The organism is Thalassoroseus pseudoceratinae, from assembly GCF_011634775.1.
GTDB lineage: Bacteria > Planctomycetota > Planctomycetia > Planctomycetales > Planctomycetaceae > Thalassoroseus > Thalassoroseus pseudoceratinae.
On sequence record NZ_JAALXT010000001.1, the window covers coordinates 1,026,519 to 1,048,008 of the forward strand.

At 53.7% G+C, this 21,490-nt stretch carries 19 protein-coding genes and 1 other RNA gene; 15 read left to right on the plus strand and 5 right to left on the minus strand.

The features are described from left to right. Nucleotides 1–131: 131 nt before the first annotated feature. The 6 genes from G6R38_RS03815 to G6R38_RS03840 all read left to right on the plus strand — a co-directional run bounded on the left by G6R38_RS03815 (nucleotide 132) and on the right by G6R38_RS03840 (nucleotide 7,406). Nucleotides 132–1,289, plus strand: a complete 1,158-nt coding sequence (locus G6R38_RS03815; protein WP_166820332.1) for a DEAD/DEAH box helicase — start codon at nucleotides 132–134, stop codon at nucleotides 1,287–1,289. Between the two features lie 94 nt (nucleotides 1,290–1,383). Then, complete coding sequence (locus tag G6R38_RS03820; RefSeq protein ID WP_166820333.1) at nucleotides 1,384–2,556, plus strand: DUF932 domain-containing protein; 1,173 nt, start codon at nucleotides 1,384–1,386, stop codon at nucleotides 2,554–2,556. A gap of 290 nt (nucleotides 2,557–2,846) precedes the next feature. After that, nucleotides 2,847–4,547, plus strand: a complete 1,701-nt coding sequence (locus G6R38_RS03825) for an aryl-sulfate sulfotransferase (protein WP_166820334.1) — start codon at nucleotides 2,847–2,849, stop codon at nucleotides 4,545–4,547. 121 nt (nucleotides 4,548–4,668) lie between these two features. Further along, complete coding sequence (locus G6R38_RS03830) at nucleotides 4,669–5,421, plus strand: sulfotransferase (protein WP_166820335.1); 753 nt, start codon at nucleotides 4,669–4,671, stop codon at nucleotides 5,419–5,421. 455 nt (nucleotides 5,422–5,876) lie between these two features. After that, complete coding sequence (locus G6R38_RS03835) at nucleotides 5,877–6,866, plus strand: DUF1559 domain-containing protein (RefSeq protein ID WP_166820336.1); 990 nt, start codon at nucleotides 5,877–5,879, stop codon at nucleotides 6,864–6,866. A 129-nt stretch (nucleotides 6,867–6,995) separates the two neighbouring features. Next, nucleotides 6,996–7,406: a carboxypeptidase-like regulatory domain-containing protein gene (locus tag G6R38_RS03840; protein WP_166820337.1), complete on the plus strand. Its 411-nt coding sequence runs from the start codon at nucleotides 6,996–6,998 to the stop codon at nucleotides 7,404–7,406. Between the two features lie 6 nt (nucleotides 7,407–7,412). Here the strand turns inward: G6R38_RS03840 and G6R38_RS03845 are convergent, their stop codons facing one another. The 4 genes from G6R38_RS03845 to G6R38_RS03860 form a co-directional block, all read right to left on the minus strand. Next, nucleotides 7,413–9,131, minus strand: coding sequence for a glycerol-3-phosphate dehydrogenase/oxidase (locus G6R38_RS03845; protein WP_166820338.1), 1,719 nt, complete (start codon nucleotides 9,129–9,131; stop codon nucleotides 7,413–7,415). Nucleotides 9,132–9,244: 113 nt separating this feature from the next. Next, the gene (locus G6R38_RS03850) at nucleotides 9,245–9,832 is read right to left on the minus strand and encodes a class I SAM-dependent methyltransferase (RefSeq protein ID WP_166820339.1); all 588 of its coding nucleotides are present in this window, start codon (nucleotides 9,830–9,832) and stop codon (nucleotides 9,245–9,247) included. Then, nucleotides 9,829–10,899 (minus strand): NAD(P)/FAD-dependent oxidoreductase, encoded by a 1,071-nt coding sequence (locus G6R38_RS03855; RefSeq protein ID WP_166820340.1) that lies wholly within the window; start codon nucleotides 10,897–10,899, stop codon nucleotides 9,829–9,831. The genes G6R38_RS03850 and G6R38_RS03855 overlap by 4 nt, the downstream gene beginning before the upstream one ends. A 96-nt stretch (nucleotides 10,900–10,995) precedes the next feature. After that, nucleotides 10,996–11,943, minus strand: a complete 948-nt coding sequence (locus tag G6R38_RS03860; protein WP_166820341.1) for an alpha/beta hydrolase — start codon at nucleotides 11,941–11,943, stop codon at nucleotides 10,996–10,998. 300 nt (nucleotides 11,944–12,243) lie between these two features. On the opposite strand from G6R38_RS03860, the gene lpxA reads away from it, so the two are divergent. Both lpxA and G6R38_RS03870 read left to right on the plus strand, forming a co-directional pair. Beyond that, a complete protein-coding gene (gene lpxA / locus G6R38_RS03865; protein ID WP_166820342.1) occupies nucleotides 12,244–13,038 on the plus strand; it encodes an acyl-ACP--UDP-N-acetylglucosamine O-acyltransferase in 795 nt (264 codons plus the stop codon). A gap of 134 nt (nucleotides 13,039–13,172) precedes the next feature. After that, complete coding sequence (locus G6R38_RS03870; protein WP_166820343.1) at nucleotides 13,173–13,880, plus strand: MIP/aquaporin family protein; 708 nt, start codon at nucleotides 13,173–13,175, stop codon at nucleotides 13,878–13,880. Here the strand turns inward: G6R38_RS03870 and G6R38_RS03875 are convergent. Then, nucleotides 13,856–14,071 carry a hypothetical protein gene (locus G6R38_RS03875; protein ID WP_166820344.1) on the minus strand — a complete coding sequence of 72 codons (216 nt, stop codon included), beginning with the start codon at nucleotides 14,069–14,071 and terminating at the stop codon, nucleotides 13,856–13,858. The genes G6R38_RS03870 and G6R38_RS03875 overlap by 25 nt on opposite strands. A gap of 361 nt (nucleotides 14,072–14,432) precedes the next feature. On the opposite strand from G6R38_RS03875, the gene ffs reads away from it, so the two are divergent. The 7 genes from ffs to G6R38_RS03910 all read left to right on the plus strand — a co-directional run bounded on the left by ffs (nucleotide 14,433) and on the right by G6R38_RS03910 (nucleotide 21,481). Next, an RNA gene (gene ffs / locus G6R38_RS03880) (signal recognition particle sRNA small type) lies at nucleotides 14,433–14,526 on the plus strand. A 173-nt stretch (nucleotides 14,527–14,699) separates the two neighbouring features. After that, entirely contained in the window at nucleotides 14,700–16,514 is a 1,815-nt protein-coding gene (gene dnaX, locus G6R38_RS03885) for a DNA polymerase III subunit gamma/tau (RefSeq protein WP_166820345.1), read from the plus strand. Nucleotides 16,515–16,548: 34 nt separating this feature from the next. Then, entirely contained in the window at nucleotides 16,549–16,962 is a 414-nt protein-coding gene (locus G6R38_RS03890) for a YbaB/EbfC family nucleoid-associated protein (RefSeq protein ID WP_166820346.1), read from the plus strand. Between the two features lie 51 nt (nucleotides 16,963–17,013). Continuing rightward, complete coding sequence (recR, locus tag G6R38_RS03895) at nucleotides 17,014–17,625, plus strand: recombination mediator RecR (RefSeq protein WP_166820347.1); 612 nt, start codon at nucleotides 17,014–17,016, stop codon at nucleotides 17,623–17,625. Nucleotides 17,626–17,793: 168 nt separating this feature from the next. Further along, nucleotides 17,794–19,284, plus strand: a complete 1,491-nt coding sequence (rpoN, locus tag G6R38_RS03900) for an RNA polymerase factor sigma-54 (RefSeq protein WP_166820348.1) — start codon at nucleotides 17,794–17,796, stop codon at nucleotides 19,282–19,284. Between the two features lie 220 nt (nucleotides 19,285–19,504). After that, on the plus strand, nucleotides 19,505–20,281 hold the full coding sequence (locus G6R38_RS03905) for a methylamine utilization protein (protein ID WP_166820349.1): 777 nt from the start codon (nucleotides 19,505–19,507) through the stop codon (nucleotides 20,279–20,281). Between the two features lie 36 nt (nucleotides 20,282–20,317). Beyond that, entirely contained in the window at nucleotides 20,318–21,481 is a 1,164-nt protein-coding gene (locus tag G6R38_RS03910) for a PQQ-dependent sugar dehydrogenase (protein WP_166820350.1), read from the plus strand. Nucleotides 21,482–21,490: the final 9 nt, after the last annotated feature.

Here is a 21,490-nt window from a genome sequence, read left to right on the forward strand (position 1 = left end):
TTTCAAAAAAATCGGAACCGTTGCTTTTTTGGTGATCTCCCCAGCCGCCTGCTCGTTTCATCTATCAGAATCGAGTAAAATACCTGTGTCGGACGTCGAAACTTTGAATTCGACCCCACACACGGAAGGGGATGACTCCAATGGAATTGGAAACGCTCGTCAACCGGACGAACATTGAACCGCGTCCGTACCAAGCTCGCATCGTCAGTAAAGTCGTCGCGATGCTGGAAGGACGATACACGAACGGCCTGGGAAACCTCGAGCCGGCTGCTCGCTCCGCGATGATCGAATCGCCCACCGGTAGCGGCAAGACCGTGATGGGCCTGCTCACAGCGAAGCTGCTGCAAGAACGACACGGTGTGCGTGTGGGCTGGGTGGCGATGCGTCGCAATCTGCTGACTCAAACCGCGGCGGAAAATATTGAGCAGGGAATTAACGTCGAACCAATCGAATTTGTTTCGATGTTCGACAAGACCCCTGCCACGAATATTGACCTACTGATCGTGGATGAGGCTCAACATGACGCTGCTTCGTCGATGGCGTTTCTTCACAATCGAATTCGCCCTCGTTGGATTCTCGGTTTGACCGCTACGCCGTTTCGAGCGGATCGTGTCAAACTCTGCTTCGACAAAGTCATCAAAGATGCAGGTATTCACCAGCTAATTCAAGATGGTTATCTCGCGAAATACCATCACTTCACAATCCCCGCCTTTGATGTGGAAACGGTGGCGGATTTCTATCTTCGCGAACCCGAACGCTGGGGCAAAACCATTGTCTTTTTTCGCAAACTTGCGGAATGTCACGAGTTCGCCCAGCGATTGGAAGAGCAGGGGGCCAGTTGCGAGACGGTGACCGGATCATCGGACCGCGAAGCCCAACTGAGTCGATTTCGAGACGGAAAAACCAACGTGCTTGTGAATTGCATGGTTCTCACCGAAGGCTTCGACTGCCCCGATTTGCAAACTGTGTTTTGCCGGGATTCCGCCAAGGGGCCGACCATGCAAATGTGTGGTCGGGCCTTCCGGAAACACCCCGATGTTCCGTTCAAACAAGTCATTCAAAGTAAACTTACACGGTATCCGTTTACCAAGATGGCCACCGCGCAAGAGCAACATCTTTGGCAAGAGGATGAATGGCGGACACTGACGGTCAACCCCATGATTAACATCGCAAACTCGCGAGCCCGGATGGCGATCGCGAACACCGATGTGGAAATCCCGCTCTACATTCGTCGCCGGAGCGTCGGTTTTCCCAATCATTGGACGGCTGAAACGCTCCCGATCAATTGAATGCCCGTCGTCACCGTGAACCGCTTGGCCGGTTGTTTTCAGATTTCGCGTTCTGGTGTCCAGATCGCAATTAGCCCCGAAGGAGTGCTGTTCCATGTCCGTCTGCGTCAACAATTCTCACACCTTTGAATACGGCGTCACCACGATCGGTCAGTTGCGTGTCGAAACGTCGGAACCGGAGGAAAAAACCGCTCGTCATCGGCCGGTTACCAAGGTCTTTGTTGGTGATGAGCCAGTCACGCCGACGGACCGTTTTTGGAATAGCTTGTATGTCCGATACGGATTCAGCAAATCGATCTTTAGCTACTTCAGCCACGAGGAAGTGTTTCAACGCATCGCCGAAAAGTCACCGCACGAGCGAATGCGATACTGCATCGAACGGGATCGAAAATCCGGACGTGCCCGCATCCTGGGTATCTCGAACCCCAAACGCGCGGTTGTGGCTCACGATGAATTGAAAGACCTACTCGCTCGATACGAAGGTCAGAAGACGACCTATCACGATGGGGTCGTCGAGTCTCATCATATGCCGCGGACGGGGTCGAATCGCTTCCGGATTTCCGGAGACGATTTCGCTCATCGATTCGTATTGCGAACCCCAGTGGACGGGTTTGGTTTGCCGAACATCTATCTGTCCCTCCTTCGTGAGGTCTGCTCTAACGGTATGATTGGCTACGCCAAGGCGTTCCGAAGTGAAATTTCACTCGGTCGCGGCGACGATTCCCCAGTTTACTCCTTGGTGCGTGCCCTCGACGGATTCAACAACGACGAAGGATACGCCGCGTTGCGTCAGCGGTTCGAAAGTGCCACGACATCCTGGGCGAGCGTTCATGAAACCATGAGTCTGTACAACCTGCTCGCAAAGTTGGTTGGCGGGCGACAGGTCAATCACGAAGTGCGTGGCCATGACGGAGCAGACGTCCGCGGTTCCAAGGACGGTACGCCGCTGTTGAAAGCGTTCCATCAGATGACTGGCGATGTCTCGCGAATTTACGGTCTTGCGAATTTGGATGCGTTGTCGGCGAAACGTCAACGCACGCTGCCGGTGCAGTGCAAGGTTTATGACCTGGTCAACTTTGCGACGGAAGTCGCCACACACCACGCGAAAACGGACGGTGCCCGTCGGTTGCAAGCTTGGCTAGGAACGCTGATCAGCCGTGAATATGACATGGAAGGCACAACCGACAACTACAGCGACTTCCAAGATTTCTTCGTCACTGGCAGTGAAAGCCGCCAGACCTTGGACGATCGCTCAATCCGCAATTGAGGACGAACAATTTCAAATTCACACCGCCCCGGCTCCAACGTCGGGGCTTTTTCATTGAGCAAACCGACCAATCACTTTCTAGCACCGTTTCTAATCCAGCTTGATTACGTCCGAGTTTTCGTGGAACGGGTGACGCGATGTGTTCTGCGATAAAAACCATTCGAAGACGCTACACGTACGGTCAACGCGTTTCAAAGAATTAAATGCGAGATGATCGTTGAAGTTTGCACCAGATTTTCGCACGATCAGAGCAAGCTCATTTCAGCCGGACAACATCACCAAGCGGAATCATGCTTCGATCGCTCGTTCTTTCAACGCTAATTATCGGACTCATCTCACGGGTTTGCTCGGGAAGTGAATTTGCAGCAAAGCCCGCGGACGCTCAGAAGTCGCAGGCCGGTCAAAGCCTGTTCTCGGTGCAACCGAAAATTGTGCCCAATCCAATTCGTCGAGCACCTCTCGTTGCCATCGCAAACTTTGAGACAACCAAGCCAGTTGCCGTTTCAATCGAAGTGAGTGATGGCACACACCAGTGGCGTCAAAACCACGACACCGCGGCCTCCCACCATCGGATTGCCATCGTGGGAATGCGTCCCGACCGAGTGCACCAAATACAGATTCATTTATTGGGGACCGATCACGAGACACTCGAAACGAGTGCCCCTTACGAATTCCGCACCCCGAAACTGCCGGCCGATTTTCCGCCCATCAAAACGACGGTTGCGAAGGCTTCCCACATGGAACCGGGGGTCACCTTGTTTCCGGTCACAACTTGGATCGACGACAAGAAGGCGATGGCTTACGGATACCTAGTCGCAGTCGACGAAGACGGCGAGGTGGTTTGGTTTCTCAATACGGGCAGCCGGATGAATGATGTTCGTGTCCTGAAGAACGGACATCTCCTCTATATTCATGCGAGTTTTCGGTATCTACTCGAAGTCGATCTCTGCGGGAATGTGATTCGACAATGGCATGCGTCCACGACCACCCAATCACCAAGACGTCAATCGATCCCGGTCTATGTGGATAGTATTCATCACGACGTCGTCGAACTCCCGAACGGGGAATTGCTCACACTTGCGACCGAGCTGTGCCGGTCCGAGTCGTTTCCTCGAAGTGTGACCGATCAGGCGGCTGGTCTAGGACCTGCCTATCTCGTTTGTGATAAGCTGGTCAGTTTCCGCCCTGACAACGGTTGGATTTCCGAATCCGTGTCTATGTACGATCGGCTTGATTCCAAGCAGTTCGGCTATTTATCGCGACTCGATTTCTGGACGGATCACTACGATCATCGGATCGTCGGGCAAACGTGTGACTGGTCGCACGCGAACGGGATCGCGTATGACGCGACTGATGACACAGTGATCGTCTCGATTCGACATCTCGATTGTCTCATGAAACTCGGCCGAACCGATGGCCAGATCCATTGGATGCTAGGCGATCCGACTGGATGGGGCGAATCGTGGCAGAAACACTTTCTCGAACCAGCCGGAGAACTCGACTGGCCCCACCATCAACACGCTCCGCAAATCACGAGTCGGGGCACTCTGATGCTCTACGACAATGGCAACTTCCGAGCAAAACCGTATGCTCCAAAGACTCTAGCGGCGCAGAACTATAGTCGTGTCGTAGAATTCCAAATTGATGAAAAGAAGCATCAAGTCCAGCAGGTTTGGGAGTATCGCGGCGAAGACGACGAAACATTCTATTGCCCGTTCTATGGCGAAGCGGATCTGTTGCCGAACACGGGTAACATACTCGTCACCGACGGTGGTCATGTCGAATCAACGACTGGTATCCCGCAGGATGTCATTCCGAGCCACCGACAATGGGCACGTGTTTTTGAGATTCGAGATGCGAAGCATCAGCACGAAAAGGTGTTTGAAATCGTTCTAGATAGCGGAATCGGCAGCCGTTTTGGTTGGTCGATCTATCGAAGTATTCGGCTGCCCACGTTACAAGACTTATCCTGTCGCGTCATGCCTTTTTGAAGTGTCCATTGACGTTTCGATTGTCTGCCGATTGCGTTGGTAGACGACACCACCTGACCCCACCAATGACTTAGTTGGTCAAGTTATCGGTTTGCTCTAGACGAGTTTGCAACGAGACTTCATGCGTCGGTTTAACAAAATCCATGTCATTGCGTTACCACGATGTGCCACGGTCTCGGTCTGCGATGCACTCCGGATGCTTGGTATTCGCCTTGCTCATCTCGGGCGAATCGATCCGCAAACCGGCGATGAGCATCACGACACCTCACGACTGGTTCGCATGCATCAACAAATCACGCAGGGTGACGCAAGACTTGACATTCTTGAGGAATGCGATGGTCTCGCAGATTACCCCGCTTGCATTGCTTCTGTCTATCAGACGTTAGATCGGCAGTATCCTGGAAGCCTTTTCATCAACGTCCGACGCGATTCCAATCCTCAAGCGTGGCTAAGTTCCGCCCGGCGTCAGTTCATCGGGTTGCGTCTGCTCAAATCAAGACCTAACGCCACCGGTGGCGATCACGACTTTGTCGATGTCATGAACGAATTCCGCGAAATGACGTTCGGCAGCCGCGAATTTGACGGCGACAAATATCTGCACGCATACCATGCCTATCAGCAAGAAGTGGAACGCTACTTCGCCGAGAGGCCAGACGCATTATTGGACATCCCTGATATTAGCGTCCTTAACGGCCAAGGGTTCGATCGACTCTGCGACTTCCTCGACTGTGCCAAGCCTTCGAGGAAGTTCCCCTACAACAATCGCCACAGTATCGCCCCTGAACAGGCCTATCGCTCCGCACTATCGAACGGCACCATCAGGCCATCACTCGAAGACGCTGACGACTCAAGACTTCCCCCGTCACATACTTAACGAGGATGTGGCGTTATCCTAATGGTTTGATTCACATAAATCAAAATCGCCTTCGGAACACATTTCCGCGAAAAATGTCTCGCGAAATCCGAAATAACCGGAAAAATTGTTGAAATTTGTGCGCCCATTGTCCATCATTACGATGTTGTCGTAGGGTTTGTTTCTTCAAATCCTCAAATGCGCACTCGTGCAACAGTTTTGAAAGCCAGCAAAGAACCAGTCGTTACGACTTAGGAATCTGCGTCTTTTCACATCAAAATTCTGGCAACCTCCCAAGTTTTGACTATCGATTCTGAGCGACTTCCTTCTCACGACACGTGGGTTGCTTTTCTTTCAATAAGCATGTGTGTGCGTCAACTCGTCAGACGTCCTATTCTGGACTGACAACTAGGTCGGTGTCGTTTCATCTTTCTATTCGATGTTCTTCCACACCCCAAAATCTGAAGGAGAGTCGTATGGCCCGTCAACAAGCCAGGTCACGGTCTGGGTTTACGTTAATTGAATTGCTCGTGGTGATTGCCATCATCGCAATTCTCATTGCTTTGCTCTTGCCCGCTGTGCAACAAGCCCGTGAAGCCGCCCGTCGTACCCAGTGTCGAAATAATCTCAAGCAGATCGGCATTGCACTCCACAATTACCACGACGTGAACGGAAACCTACCACCAGGGGGAATCAACGCCGGTGGCAGTGTCGAAGCGTGGGGTTGGGGAGCGTTCATCCTTCCACAAATGGAACAAGTCAACCTGTACGAAGAGATGGGAGTTTCTTCTCGCAGACTGCGAGACATGCTCGCCACAGCCGATCGCTCATTGGCCCAGACGAAACTCGACGCGTTTATTTGTCCATCTGACCGGGGCAAACACCTCATGGATGGTGGATCTTCAAGCCTCAATGGTGGCAAAGGTCGCCATTTCAATGGTGCAGGTCTCCCAAGCCCGCCTGGAAATGGTTTCCGAGTGGCCAAATCAAACTACATTGGGGTTTGTGGATTCGGAGACGTCAGCCGAACCAACAACGACGGTGCTCTTCACCGCAACAGTGGCGTTGGATTTCGCGATATCATCGATGGCTTGAGCAATACCTTCGCAGTGGGTGAACGGGATTTCCGCTGTGCCCAAGGTGCTTGGGTCGGAAACCGGAACGTGACCGGAAGTGGTCCTCAAGGTGCCGACTACACGATGGGCATGGTCAGTCGGCCGCTGAACGACGCTAGCAACGCCACGCACCGTTGCCTCGAAGGCTTCAGCAGCCAACACCCTGGTGGTGCTCACTTCTTGTTCTGTGATGGCTCAACACAGTTCATCAGTGAAAACATTGATTACAACGATTCCGGAGTCCTCTCGACTGTGACTCCCTCGAAAGCCAATACGACACAGAAGCAAAATTCCGGAACCTACCAGCGTCTTGGTATCCGCGATGACGAGCAAGTCGTCGGCGACTATTAATCCTTCCTAAGGATTCGCTAACAATGAAATTCGTTGGCGATGTGCGTAACGCACATCGCCATTTTCGTACCCTCTGTGAATGCGACCTTCAGACCGATTTCTTTCTGCACTTTTTAGGAACCGACCGCTATGAATCGTCTTCCTCTCATTGCTATTGCTCTTTCTTTCATCGCCATTGGTTGTGGTTCCAGCGACGATACACCGGAACTTGGCACCGTGAGCGGCACTGTAACGCTTGACGGCAATCCGGTTCCCGATGCCATGGTCTCTTTCACCCCCAAAGAAGGCGGACGCCCATCGTCTGGCAAAACCGATGAGTCTGGGTACTATGAACTGCAGTACTCGCCCAGCAATAACGGTGCGGTCCCAGGCAAACATCAGGTTCGTATCACGACCGCGACAACAGTCGCCAGTGATACGGGTGAGGATGTCGAAGTCGCCGAGAAGATCCCAGCACAGTACAATGCGGAAACTGAGTTGATCGAGGAAGTCGAACCGGGAGCACAAACGATCGATTTCGATTTGAAAGACGCTGAGTAGTCGACCTCAAATTTTCAGTTTCTTGTCGGAAGATGATGCCGTCACTGACTCCGAGTTGGTGACGACAATTTTCTTGCCGTAGTGTGTCTCAAGACGCTCTCGAAGTTGCTCGATTTGTGTCGCATCGGCTGAACCACCGTTCGCATCACATTCGGCGAGAACGGTTTGTAGCTGTTCAAGACACCGTTGTGTCAGTTGTTTCGAAAAGACAAGCATCAATCGCCGCTCGACCAAGTCTTCGAGCGTCGTCACCCATTCGTGCTGACACACCCACTTTGCGAATGCGACCGGGATTGTCGTTCCATCCAAGTTGTCGAGCGGTCCCGGTCCGATTTGCTGAAGAATTTCCTCAATCCGAGTGCCCCAGAGCAGCCAGATTGCTTCGACTTGGCTAACCTCAACGTCATGTGCTGTCGCAAGCCGCTCGATCTCGAAGTTCTCGGCGTTTGAGTCTGGCGGGAACAATTCCCCCCCGGGAAATGGACGATCCTGAGTGTCGGCCGTTCGTGAAACTGCTAACTCTTCCATGACGCGATCTGCAACCGACTCACCGAACGCACGAGCCGTTGTCAATTTGCCGCCGACTAACGTGCAAAGTGGGTAGGGACCAATCCATTGTTCCTTGAGGGAATGGTCACGAGAAATAGCCGACGTTGCCCCATCGGAATACGGCAACGGGCGAACTCCCGCGTAGTGCATAGCAATGTCGTCGCGAGTGAGGTTTAATTCATCGAACAGACTATTCACCATGCCAATGAGATAATCTAACTCCTCATCATCGGCGATGGCCTTTTCCGGTGGTCCCTCGAAGCGTTCATCCGTCGTGCCGACCATGACTCCATCGTTGAACGGGAGCACGAACACCAACCGACCGTCATCGGCCTCCGCATAAAGTCCTCCATCACGCAGCCGGCGGCGAAGTTCAGCATGGTGGGTGAAAAAGTGACTCCCCTTGGTCCCCCCGAACAATCGTGGTGATTCGACCCCCAGTTTGCCGAGCGTCAGATCTCCCCAAGCACCAGTCGCATTGACCACCATGCGTGGCTTGCAAACCACCGGTTCGTTGGAATCTCTGCCCTCACTCACCAACTGGAATTCTTCGCCATTGAACTGCGTTTCCGTGTAAGTGAAGACGCGAAATTCGGTGCCAGACCGCTGCGAAATTCGGCGGGCATCTTCAACCATCGAGAGGACGAACCGTTCCGGGAACTGCATCCAACCATCGGTGTAGCTGCATAGCCAGCGAAACTTTTCCGGATCAACATCCGGCACGGACTTCGCTCCCACGGCGTTGGACCGCGATTTTGGGAACGCGGCATCGGACACGAAGGCGTCGTACATTTTCAGTCCGGTGCGAACGAGCCATAAGCCGCGTGAGGTCGTCTGTTTCGACTGACCAAACAAGAATCGTTTGGCCGACTGCATCAGCCCGCTCGAAAGTTTGGAGACCGGAATCGACAACCGCAACGGACGCACGAATTGCGGAGCCAACTGATGCAATCGCGACCGCTCCCGCAGAGATTCTCGGACCAAGCGGAACTCTGCATATTCGAGGTAACGCAGCCCGCCATGAATGAGACGGGATGATCGCGAGCTGGCGCCGGAGGCGATATCCTGTCGATCGACCAACCAAACCGGAACACCGTTGAGGACGAGTTCCCGCGCCACCGCACATCCATTGACACCGGCTCCCAAAATAAGAACCGGCTGCTGATCACTCGACATCCTCGGCCACCTTCAAAGTACTCGCAATGAGGGTCATTCATGGTTTTGCTGAAGATATCATAGCAAGCACGTCCCTCGAATCGAGGAGGGAAATTGTCGAGTGACCGTCTGTCTCAACGGGAATGTGGATCAGAATCCTGTTTGGAAACCAGGAACAAAATCGGAGTGTGGCTGCTGGGGCGTTCAACGTCGACACGCTCCATGACGATTTTGCGTGCTTCCGACCACCTCTGGAACAGCTCGATCACGGCTTGCGTCTCACGTTCGCCTTCCGGGTGACCGGGATAGGCGACGACACTCAACAAGCCGTGCGGCTTCAACACTTGGATGGCAGCATCAATTGCCTGGAGCGAGGACGCGGTGCCCGTCGTTTGTGTTTCGTCGCCCCCCGGGAGATAGCCGAGGTTGAACATCACCGCATCCACGCCTGTTTCGGCAGCATTGGCGATGAGTTCCTTAAGATCCGCATGATCTCCCAAGATGAGTTGAACATTCTCGATCGAATTGGAGGCCAGACGCTCGCGAGTCTTCTCGATGGCGACGGATTGCTTGTCGATGGCGACAACGCCCCCACCAGGACCGACTCGGCGGGCGAGAAACAACGTATCGTGTCCGTTGCCGGCGGTAGCATCAATGGCGAATCCCCCGGTCGGGAGCACCTCGCCAATTCGTTGCTGAGCCAACTGCGTTAAACGCATCATTGGAATTTCCGTCGATTGTGAAAATCGTACTCGGGGTCAATCGGCAGACCTTCACACGCCGCAGCAACCAAATGAGCACCAACAGCCGGTGCTTGCAACGCTCCCTTGGAGGCCAAACCATTGAACAGCCACAGTTGCGGATGTTCCGAATGTTGACCGATGACAGGATTTCGTCCAACGACGATCGGTCGAACAGCGGCATCGTGTTGCAACACCTCCGCCGCATGCGGAACAAAGTCCCGGAGCTGCTTCAAAATCGTGTCTCGTCCTGACGATGTTCGTCGCCCGTGCAAATCCTCGCGATCGTACGTCGCTCCGACTCGAAAGACGTGCTGTTGCGAGTGCTCGCCAGTTAACCATAACCCCCGATGAATCGTCCGAGATTCCGTCAAACCGGGGATGCGCACCGTGAGAATCTCACCAGCAGCAGGATCGAATGGCAATTCGGCAAACCACGGATTCCGCATCGCGGCGATGCCTTCGCAAAAGAACAATCGTTCGGCCGTCAGATCGAGTCTTGGCAATCGGACGGCTTGCGAAGTCGGTTGAATGTCCGACTGGGAGTCGATCTCCGTTTTCCAGTAGTGACCGGTTCGTTCAAGTCGATTCCGCGTGAGTTCGAGGAATCGGGCTACATCCAATCGGGCAGCGGACGGCATTTCGAACGCGCCGAATGGAACCTGAAAGTCTCTCGAATTCAATGACGGATTCGGCGGACGGGTGTCGCCGGTGAGCCGTCCGGCGTCGAGCCGTTTCGCGTAGTTCTCTCGTTCGGTTTCCGTTGCGAAGATGCGAACAGACGGTTGGATCCGAAAGATTGCCGCACCGGTTTCCTGTTCCACCCGCCGATAGAATTCCGTAGCGGCGGACCAAAACTCATCGAATCGCCATGTGCGCACAAACCGCATCCCAGTAACGGGTGTCACCAAACCTGCGGCAACTCGTGAGGCGGTTTGCGTGTCCGCACGGTCAATGACCAGCACTTGGCGGCCTTGCCAGTGGAGTTGCCAAGACAAGACCGATCCTGCCAGACCTTGCCCGATGATGATGTCGTCCACCGTTGGCATCACATACTCATCGAAAGAAAAACGCCACCGGGAATTCGGTGGCGACGAATACTTGGGTCTTCAATGATGTTTGGAACCTGAGCTGGCAGCTTGCCATCATCGTTCCAAGCGGCTGCGTCGATCTTGCCAGGGTACATCCAACCCTTGAACCGATTTCTTGAGAAAGTTCACGATGGTATTTTGAATCGGAGCGATCTTCAACATGCTTGATCCGCGGGCCGGAGTTGGGAATGCGGATTTGAAGACGCGATCTTCGATGGGCTTGACGTGAACGGTGTCATAGAGCTTGTCTGCGACGCTTTTGTCTTTCGAGTTGTTCCCGTACAAAAACACGATGGACGGCATCATTTCCTCACCAGCCACGGCGTAGAAGGCCGTTGCGGCATCTTTCAGTAAGCGAACGGCCGCTTGGGTTTGCACACCCGGAACCGATTCCGCCGGTGAGACCAGAATCAACGCTCGCACGTCTTGGCCTTTTCGAGTCTTTGCAATTGCAGCTGGGGCGTCGTTGTAGGGAGCTTTTGCCCAATCCGCCGCCGCCCACGCGGCCGCCACGGGTGCGGCTTCTTCGGACGCAACGATTGCCAACTTCGACATGTTGAGCTTCTCATCCATATGCCGATCGAAGATGAACTTTTTCACGCTTTCGATATCACCGGCGGCCCGACCAGAACTTGCAACGGCTTGCCAATCACGTCGTGTCATCGATCCACTCGACGAAGAACCGAAACTTGCTTTGGCTTCCCCGTGTTTGCGGTAATCCATCGCGATGACGGCAAATCCGCTCTTTTGCAATGCTTCGGCGAAACCGTTGCCTTTCCACACCAACCGATTCTTCCCTTCGCCGTGCAATAGCAACACGACAGCCGCGTCTTTGCCTTGTTTCGAGGGATAATAGTGGAAGGGAATCTTCCAGCCGTCTGCGGTTGTCACTTGCTCGGTTTCGGCGTCACTTTGGGCCATTGCGATCGTGGGCATTCCGCCGCCGAACGTGGTTGCGATCAAACCCAACAGTAGATACCGAAACGCGACGGATGCAGTCATGGAGCGGATCATCGGAACACCCTCTGTGTGAGTGGGAATATCTGAGTGGAAGCTGGTGTGTCTTTGTTTTCAGTGTAAGGTCGGCGATAGAAGGGGTCAATCTGCGATTGACACAGGTGGGCGGATTGAATAATCATCGCGTGCGATTGATCCGCAAGGTCGACCTTGATTCGTAAGTTTGCCGTCCTTCGGTCATAACGTCACATTGAAGTGATCAACCGACGATCCCAGATGGAATGGATTCATCCAGGATCTTCCATCGCACAGAACGATGAACACCAAAGAATCTTGGGAGGCAGGATGCCGATTCACCCAACAGCTGTCGTTGACCCACTCGCCGTCATCGATCCGACCGCCAACATCGGCCCATATACCGTTATCGAAGGACCAGTCGCGATTGAATGTGGCTGCAAAATCGGTCCTTTTGCTTACATCACTGGCTCGACCACAATCGGAGCCAATTGCACCATCCATGCCAATACGAGCATCGGCGACTACCCCCAAGACCGTGCCTTCGACGGGGGCGAAAGCTTCTGCCGCATCGGTGCCGACACCATCATCCGTGAAGGCGTGACCATCCATCGTGGAACCGCAGCCGGTTCGATCACCAGCGTTGGTGATCGCTGCCTGCTCATGACGAATTCCCACGTTGGTCACAACTGTATTCTCGAAGACGACGTCACGTTGGTGAGCGGAGCACTCCTGGGCGGCCATGTCACCGTTGGATCGAAAACGATCATCAGCGGCAACGCGGCGGTTCACCAGTTCGTCCGAATCGGTGAAATGGCGATGGTCAGCGGATTGGCCAAAGTGGTGCAGGATATCCCGCCGTTTTTTATGACGGATCGCGATGGTCATGTGGTTGGAGTTAACAGCGTTGGACTGCGTCGTAACGGGTTCACCGCCGAGGAGCGTGCAGAGGTGAAATCCGCTTTTCGGATCGTTTACCGATCAATCTCCAACGCCCAGAATGCGTTAGATTTGCTCCGGGAAACGATGCGAACCCGGACCGGATTGGCCATTGTCGATTTCTACGCCAACGGGGGTAATCGCGGAGTGGCGAAGGCACGTGAACGTCGTCGAGCCGCCGCATAACCGTTGAACGACGCGGCCTGACTGGCGGTGCTGAGTTGTAACGGAAAGTTGCTAAACACTTTCCGTTCGTTGATCGAAACGGTACAGTTTTGTGCTCAATTCGTTTCGTATCATCGGCAGCGGACAATTCGGCAATGACGGTCAACCAGCGTAAGTATCTGGCGGAAGTGATTGGAACGTTCGCGCTCGTGTTCACCGGAACCGGGGCGATCGTGGTCAATCAGGCCATCGACGGGCAACCGGTCACACACCCGGGTATTGCATTGACGTTTGGCCTGATCGTCATGTCCGTGATCTATGCCATCGGAGACGTGTCGGGTGCCCACATCAATCCGGCAGTCACCATTGCATTCACTGTCGCTGGACGGTTTCCCGGCTCGCAGGTTCTCCCTTATATCCTCAGTCAGTGCATCGGTGGTTTGGCAGCGAGTGGCTTGTTGCGAGTCATGTTTCCGGCCCAAGAGTTCCTCGGTGGAACATTACCGGCGGGATCATGGTCGCAATCGTTTATCTTCGAGGTCGTACTGACGTTTATGCTGATGTACGTTGTCCTCAGGGTGTCCAGCGGCGCGAAAGAGAAGGGCATCATGGCGGGGGTGGCGATCGGTAGTGTCGTCGCACTGGAAGCCATGTTCGCAGGTCCGGTTTGCGGAGCCTCGATGAATCCCGCGCGATCGTTGGCACCGGCGGTAGTCAGCGGGCATCTCGAGTCGCTGTGGATCTACCTCACCGCACCAGTCATCGGAGCCGTGCTGGCCATTCCAGCCAGCGACTTGACGACACTTCCCGATTCTGATGAACCAACAACTTCCGCCGATCAAGCTCCTGTGGACGCCAACTGAACTGGCTCCTCGGACTCAATCCCATAGAGTCGATTGAGAGCCGCCAGCATTTCCTGACCCATTTCGGTCAGTTCTGGCCACATCGCATTGTGCCCCTCGGACTCGTATTGATCGTTTTCGGCTGTCGAAATTGCATCGAGGTTTGATTCGATTTCGTAATCACCGGCAATTTCACTGAGGGTAGGAATCATACCGTTCATAGGTTCACTTAGCCCGCTCGCAAAGGAAGGATGGTAGGACAGATGGAGAATTTGCGGCTTGGAGGCTAAGAGTTCCAATTTTTGAGCCGACCTCTCGCACGGATGGGCTCTACCTGAACTTCAGCCTCGTCAGCAACATAGGTTACCTATCCGACTGCGAGGCGTCATTTTTAACAAAGAAGATAGAAAAGCCCGAGAGTTTGTTCGGTGTGGAACGAATCAACGGGTTAAAATGGTTTTCGCGAGCCGAACGAGACTGATCCGGCTGAAATCTATGCGTGGCCCTTGACCAGACTGATCATCCTGTCATAATTCGATCCGCGTCTTCATCTTTGTGACAAAGAGCGAGACGCCACCTTTAATTGGGGTGGGCGCGTGTGAACCTGGTCAGGCCCGAAAGGGAGCAGCCATAAGCATTGTTGTCCAGGTCCATGCGAAGGTGGCGTCCCGCTCTTTTCTTTGCGCCCTGCAAAAGACCTCGGGTGTCACGACTTCAAGAGTTGTGCTGAGCAATGTCCCGGAAAGCACGGCTAACAGAGCCGTGGCACACCGGGTCGGTGATCTGCTATTGTGAACGGTCCCGAGTGTCTTCCGAGACCGTTCGATTGCTGGAGAGCCGATGGATACCAATTCGCCTCACTACACTGTGCTTGCCCGTCGGTTTCGTCCGCAAACATTCGACGAAGTCATCGGTCAGCAACATGTGGCACGGGCTCTGCAAAACGCCATTCGACACGAACGAGTGGCCCATGCCTATCTCTTCACGGGTGCGCGTGGTGTCGGCAAGACCTCGATGGCACGAATTCTCGCGAAGGCTCTGAACTGCCCGAATGTCAACGATGCTGTCCCGTGCAACAACTGCGACATCTGCCAAGCGATTTCGGTCGGCAACGATGTCGATGTGCTGGAAATCGACGGTGCCTCAAACCGTGGGATCGACGACATCCGCCAACTTCGAGCGAATGTCAACGTGAAGTCGATGCGGAGTCGGTACAAAGTTTACATCATCGACGAAGTTCACATGCTCACGACGGATGCGTTCAATGCGTTGCTCAAAACGCTGGAAGAACCACCGCCGGGGGTGAAGTTCGTTTTCTGCACAACCGAGCCTGAGAAACTGCTCGACACAATTCTCTCGCGATGCCAACGGTTCGATTTTGCATCGATTGAAACGCAAAACATTGTGGAACGCCTAGCCGAGATTGCGACAGCCGAAGGGTATGAGGTCGCGCCGGAAGCGTTAGAACTCGTGGCCCGACGGGCTGGGGGTTCGATGCGCGACAGTCAATCGTTGTTCGATCAGGTCCTGGCGTTCGCGGAAGATACGATTACCGCCGACGATATCCACCAGCTTCTGGGAACGGCCACCGACGACCGCTTGGTGGCATTGGTCGATGCCCTCGTCAGCCGTGATCGTCCCAGCCTGGTTCAATTGTTCGACGCCGCCCTCGCGAGCGGTGTGCAACTGACGGAATTGACGGACCAGCTGCTGCGCTACCTCCGTGACCTGATGCTCACTGCAACTGGCGCGGAAACCACATCGTTAATGAGCGTCAGTGAGAATCATCGCGACACTCTCCGTCGCCAGGCCGAAGACTGGGGGTTGCCGACGATTATTGCGGCCCTCCAAATCCTCACGGAAGCGCGGTCGCAAATGAACCGCGTGAACTACGGACGCGTGCTGGGAGAACTGGCGCTCATCCGAATAAGTTTATTGGAAGACCTTCGTTCGATCGACGCCATGTTGCATGCGATCCAGACGAAAGATGAACGGACGGACTCAATTCCGTCGCCTCGCCGGATCAAATCTCAGGATACAGCTGAGAGACCCGCTTCCGCAAATTCAGCGCCAACTCCACCGCCAGTAACCGAAAAAAAAAAGCTAGAAACTGAGCAAAAACCGGAAATCCCCCATCAAACCGCGCCCCCCAGTCGCCCAAAAGTCAAGATCAAAAAAGGTTGCGAGCCGGAATTATTGACGCAACTCATTGAAACATCAGATGTTCGGTTTCAAAGCCACCTTAGAACTGCTTCATTAGCAATTTTTGAGCCAAACGGTCTGGAATTGGCATTCGATACAAGCTATGATTTTAGTCGAAGGTTTTGTGAAAAGAATCTCGATGAAATTCAACGTTTGGCATGCCGATTGACTGGGCAATCCGTCGCGGTCCGCATTGCGGCTCCGGCGGAGTCGACAAGTCCCCAGCCAAAAGCGCCGGTCGCCGAAAGCCGGCCACGCCGATCGATGGAGGATGTCGAGAACATTCCTTTTGTCCGAGACCTTCTCAGTGTTTTCAACGCTAAAGTTTTGCAGGTTCAGACTTTGAAAGCTGCGGAAGTCGCATCAATCCCCGATTTGAACAGCGGAGCGGCAGCCGAAGTTAGCGGCCTTTCCGAGCCAGATGGTGAAGAATCGCAAGACTTGCCCGAATGATGGGTATGTCATTCATAGATAAAGGTGGACGGTCATGTTTGGAAAGCTCGGTGACATCGCTTCTTTGATGAAGCAAGCTCCGGAAATCATGCGGCAAGCTCAGCAAATGCAAAGCAAAGCGGCCGAAGTGCAGGAGCAACTCAAGGAAGTTCGTGTCGAAGGGGTAGCCGGCGGTGGGATGGTGAATGTGTCGGCCGACGGACAACAACGAGTCTTGAATGTCAAAATCGATCCGACACTTCTCGAAACCCCTGACGCCGAAATGCTTGAGGACTTGATCCTCGCTGCCACCAACCAGGCTCTCGAAAAGTCGCGGGAAAAAGCAGCGGAGATGATGCAAGGGCTGACCGCGAATATGGATATTCCCGGCATGCAAGACATGATGGGCAAATTTGGTCTCGGGCCGACCTCTGTTCCGCCAACGATGCCGGAAGACGAGGACGAGTAGCCCCTTCGATTCCAGTTTGGCTTCTCTCAATCGGGTTTTGGTCTGACTACTATGGAAAGTTCCGCACATCCGTTTGGCCCGGCTGTTGGCGAATTAATCGAACAGTTTTCTCGCCTTCCCGGCATTGGTCGGAAATCGGCGGAACGTCTGACACATTACATGTTGGGTTGTACCGGCGAGGATGCTCGAGCTTTAGCGGAAGCAATTCTCCGAGTAAAAAACTCCGTGCATCCTTGTGCAGTATGCTTTAATTTAACAGAAGCCGAGACTTGCCGAATTTGCCAAGATCCCAAGCGTGACCGCGATGTCGTTTGTGTTGTGGAACACTCGAAAGACGTGGTTGCGTTGGAATCGACTGGTGCGTTTCACGGGTTGTACCATGTGCTCGGTGGACGAATTTCGCCGCTTGAGGGAGTCGGTCCGGAAGATCTCACCATTGCGGCATTGGTTCAACGGATTCGAAACGACGGAATCGGTGAGTTGGTGATGGCGACTAATCCGACTTTGGAAGGCGATGGAACGGCACTTTTTATTTCGAATTTATTGGCCGACGACGGCGTGCAAATGACAAGGCTCGCCCGCGGAATCGCCTCCGGGAGCGTCTTGGAATTTGCGAACAAAGAAATGTTGGCCGACGCCTTACGGGGTCGGCAGGGGTTTTAATCGGTATCGCAGAACTTACGCGGGACAAGCTGAATTCGGTTGTCGTCTCGATCACATTTGTCGTGACGTCACGTTCGATTCTGATCTATCAATGACAGTTCAATTCGTGCTAAATCGGAGCAGGGCGGTTTCGAACGGGCACCACCTTGATTTTGACATGGATTCACCATGCAACTGAATGTCGGTCAATTTCAAAAAATGAGCCAACAAATGAAGTTGGCTCCGCGGATGATCCAGTCAATGGAGATTCTGCAACTTCCCGTCATCGCGTTACAGGAACGAATCGACCAGGAACTCGAAGAAAACGTTTGCCTGGAAGCTCGAACCAAGGACCGCGAGAACACCACCGATTCCGAGCGTCAGCAGGAAATCGATAAAGCTCGCGAGGAAGCGAACGGCAAAGACACCGACCAAAAAGAAATGGTGTCCGACGACAACAACGAAGCCGATTTCGAACGCTTGCTCGATATCAGTCAGGATTGGCCCGAAGACAATGTCTCCGCCGGCAGTCGTGTGTCATCGAATCGCATGGGCGACGAGATGGACCGCCAGCACGACCTGATGAGCAACATGGTCGCACGTCCGCAATCACTGCAAGACCACTTGATCGAGCAATTCGGATTCTTCTCCTGTGATCCCGACGTCCGTAGCTTCGGTGAGTTCCTGATCCAAAATCTGGATCACAATGGTCGTCTGCAATCCAGCCTGCCCGAGATCGTGCAGGTCTATCCGCTCAATATCGATCTGGAAACCGCTGAAAAAGCACTCGCGATGATCCAGCGATTGGAACCCGCAGGTGTGGGAGCACGGGATCTCAAGGAGTGTATGCTCCTGCAAATCCAACCGGAAACACCTTATCGTGATGTGATTGTGACGCTGATCAACGATCACCTCGAAGACCTCAGCCAAAACCGTCTGCCGGTGATCCAGCGAAAAACCGGCTACGACTTGGACACAATCAAAACCGCCATTGAAGAAATGCGGCATGTGGTTGATCCATACCCGGGCCGCGGTTTCGTGGAACAACCGGTGCAGCGTGTCACGCCGGATGTGTCTGTGGAGCAGGATTCGAACGGTCACTGGACGGTGAAGTTGATTGACGAATACACACCGGAACTCCGCATCAGCAAGCGATACATCAACATGCTGCGGAGCAATCCCGATCAACAAACCAAGGAATACATCAAGAAAAAAATCGACTCGGCGAAGTGGCTGATTGAGTCCATCGAGCAGCGGAACGGCACACTTCGGAAAGTCTCACAGGCAATTGTCGATTACCAGTCGGCATTTCTCGAGCAGGGTCCGGAAGCGATTCAGCCGCTCAAGATGCAGCAAATCGCCGATCAAGTTGGCGTGCACGTGACGACGGTTTCGCGAGCCGTCGATGACAAATGGATTCAAACCCCGCGTGGTTTGTTCCCGCTCAAACGCTTTTTCGGTGGCGGTACGCAGACGGACGACGGTGAGGAAGTCGCCTGGGACATCATTCGGCTGAAACTTAAAGCCATTATCGACAACGAAGATAAGAAGAGTCCGCTCAGCGACGATGCGTTAGTCGAAGCCTTGGCAGAAGAGGGCTACCAACTCGCTCGGCGAACCGTTACGAAATATCGCAAGAACATGGGCATCGCGTCTTCCAGACAACGCCGCGAATACTAAAACGGACCGGCCCCGAAGCGGCTGTTTCTTAAGTCAGCCGAAAAACGTTCAAACAATCCGGTGGAATTGCAGCCGGCGAAGGACTTCGTTCTTCGCCGGTTTTTCATGTCTGGAAAGTCGCTCGTTTGATTCGAGATTCGCATCGAGTTCTGCTAGGATCAAGCGGCTTCGAACCATCAACAATCGCTATTCCGTATCCCGGCCATTGTGAGTGCCCCCTATGCTGCGGCTTCTTTTTGGACTTTCCCTTTTTGTGCTTCCCGGTGTTCTCGTGGCGGAAGAAACCGGAACTTTGACCGGTCAATTCCTCTACGACGGGCCCGCACCGAACCGGGAGAAACTCGAACTCAACAAAGACATCGAATACTGTGCTCCCCACAATCTGAAATCGGAAGAATTGATTGTCGATCCCCAAACTCGGGGCATCAAGAACATCATTTTGTGGTTGGACACGAAATCCAGCGGACAGAAACCAAAATTCGAATCCGCTCCAGAGCATTCAAAACAGGTTGTCTTCGATAACAAGAATTGTCGGTTCAATCCCCACATTTCTGTGTTGATGACCACTCAAAAACTGCTCGTCAAGAATTCCGACCCGATCGCTCACGCCGCTTTGGTGAACGCCTTCGTCAACGACCCACTCAATGCCGTCGTCAACGCGAAATCGACTGCGGACACCACGTACAATTTGCCGTATGTCGAGCCGTTGCCGATCAAGATCACATGCCCGATTCATGCATGGATGTCAGCGTATCTTGTTGTGCAAGATCACCCGTTCGTTGCCGTCACCGATGCCAACGGGCAGTTCGAGATCAAAGGATTGCCGCCGGGCGAATGGACATTCCGCGTTTGGCAGGAATCCTGCGGCTATGTGAAATCCGCTACGCAAGCCGGTGAAGAACAGACTTGGGATCGCGGACGCATGACGGTGACCATCGAGCCTGGAAAAAATGCCATCGGCGTGTTCCAATTGAAGCCGGAACTCTTCCAAAATTGACTTTTCAAAGATTTGACCATTAAGAGAACTCCCCCTATGAAAACGCTGCTTGCTTGTTTGTGTCTGACAGCGACCGCTGTCGCTGCTGAAGTTGACACCTCACCGGTTCCCGCGAAAGCACAGCGGGTGTTTCGCCAGTTGCGGTTCGATCGCCCGATTCTTGTCAGTCATGCGAACGATGGTTCCGACCGAATTTTCGTCGTCGAACAGAAGGGCCAAATCCGCGTCTTCCCGAATCAACCGGACGTCGACGAAATGGAGACATTCCTCGATATCCGCGAGGACGTTGTCTACAAGGACAAGCAAAATGAAGAAGGCCTGTTGGGCATGGCTTTCCATCCCAATTACGAAAAGAACGGCGAGTTCTTCCTCTACTACACGACGAGTGACGCACCGCACACGTCTGTGGTTGTCCGTCGCCGAGTCTCGAAAGACGATCCCAACAAGGCTGACCCGAACTTCTCGCAGGAGATTCTGCGAGTGAAGCAACCGTTCTGGAATCACAACGGCGGAACCATCGTCTTCGGACCGGATGGCTACCTTTACATTGCCCTCGGTGACGGCGGCAGTGCGAACGATCCACAGGGCAACGGGCAGAATTTGGGCACGCTCCTTGGCGCGATTTTGCGAATCGATGTCGACAAAACCGCTAAAGGCAAGAAGTACGCCGTTCCTGCCGACAACCCGTTCGTCGGTCGGCCTGGCGCCCGTCCGGAAATTTACGCCTACGGACTCCGTAACGTTTGGCGGATGTCGTTCGACGAAAAAACCAAGATGTTCTGGGCAGCCGATGTCGGTCAGAATCTTTGGGAAGAAATCAACATCATCGTTCCGGGAGGCAACTACGGTTGGAATGTGCGTGAAGGTCTCCATCCGTTCCCGCCCGAATCGAAATCGGATGCGTCGAAGTACATTGATCCCATCTTCGAGTATCCCCACTCCATCGGAAAGTCGATTACCGGCGGCGAAGTGTACCGAGGCACGAAGATTCCGGAACTCGTTGGCAAATATGTATATGCCGATTACGTTTCGGGCTTGGTTTGGGCTCTCGATTACGACGCTAGCAAGAAACAAGTCGTCGGAAATCATCCGATCGAAGCATCCAAGTTGCCGGTCATGTCCTTCGGAATGGATCAAGACGGCGAACTCTACATGACCACATCGGTCAATGCGATCTACAAGATTGTGCCTACCAAGTAGTCGGAAACT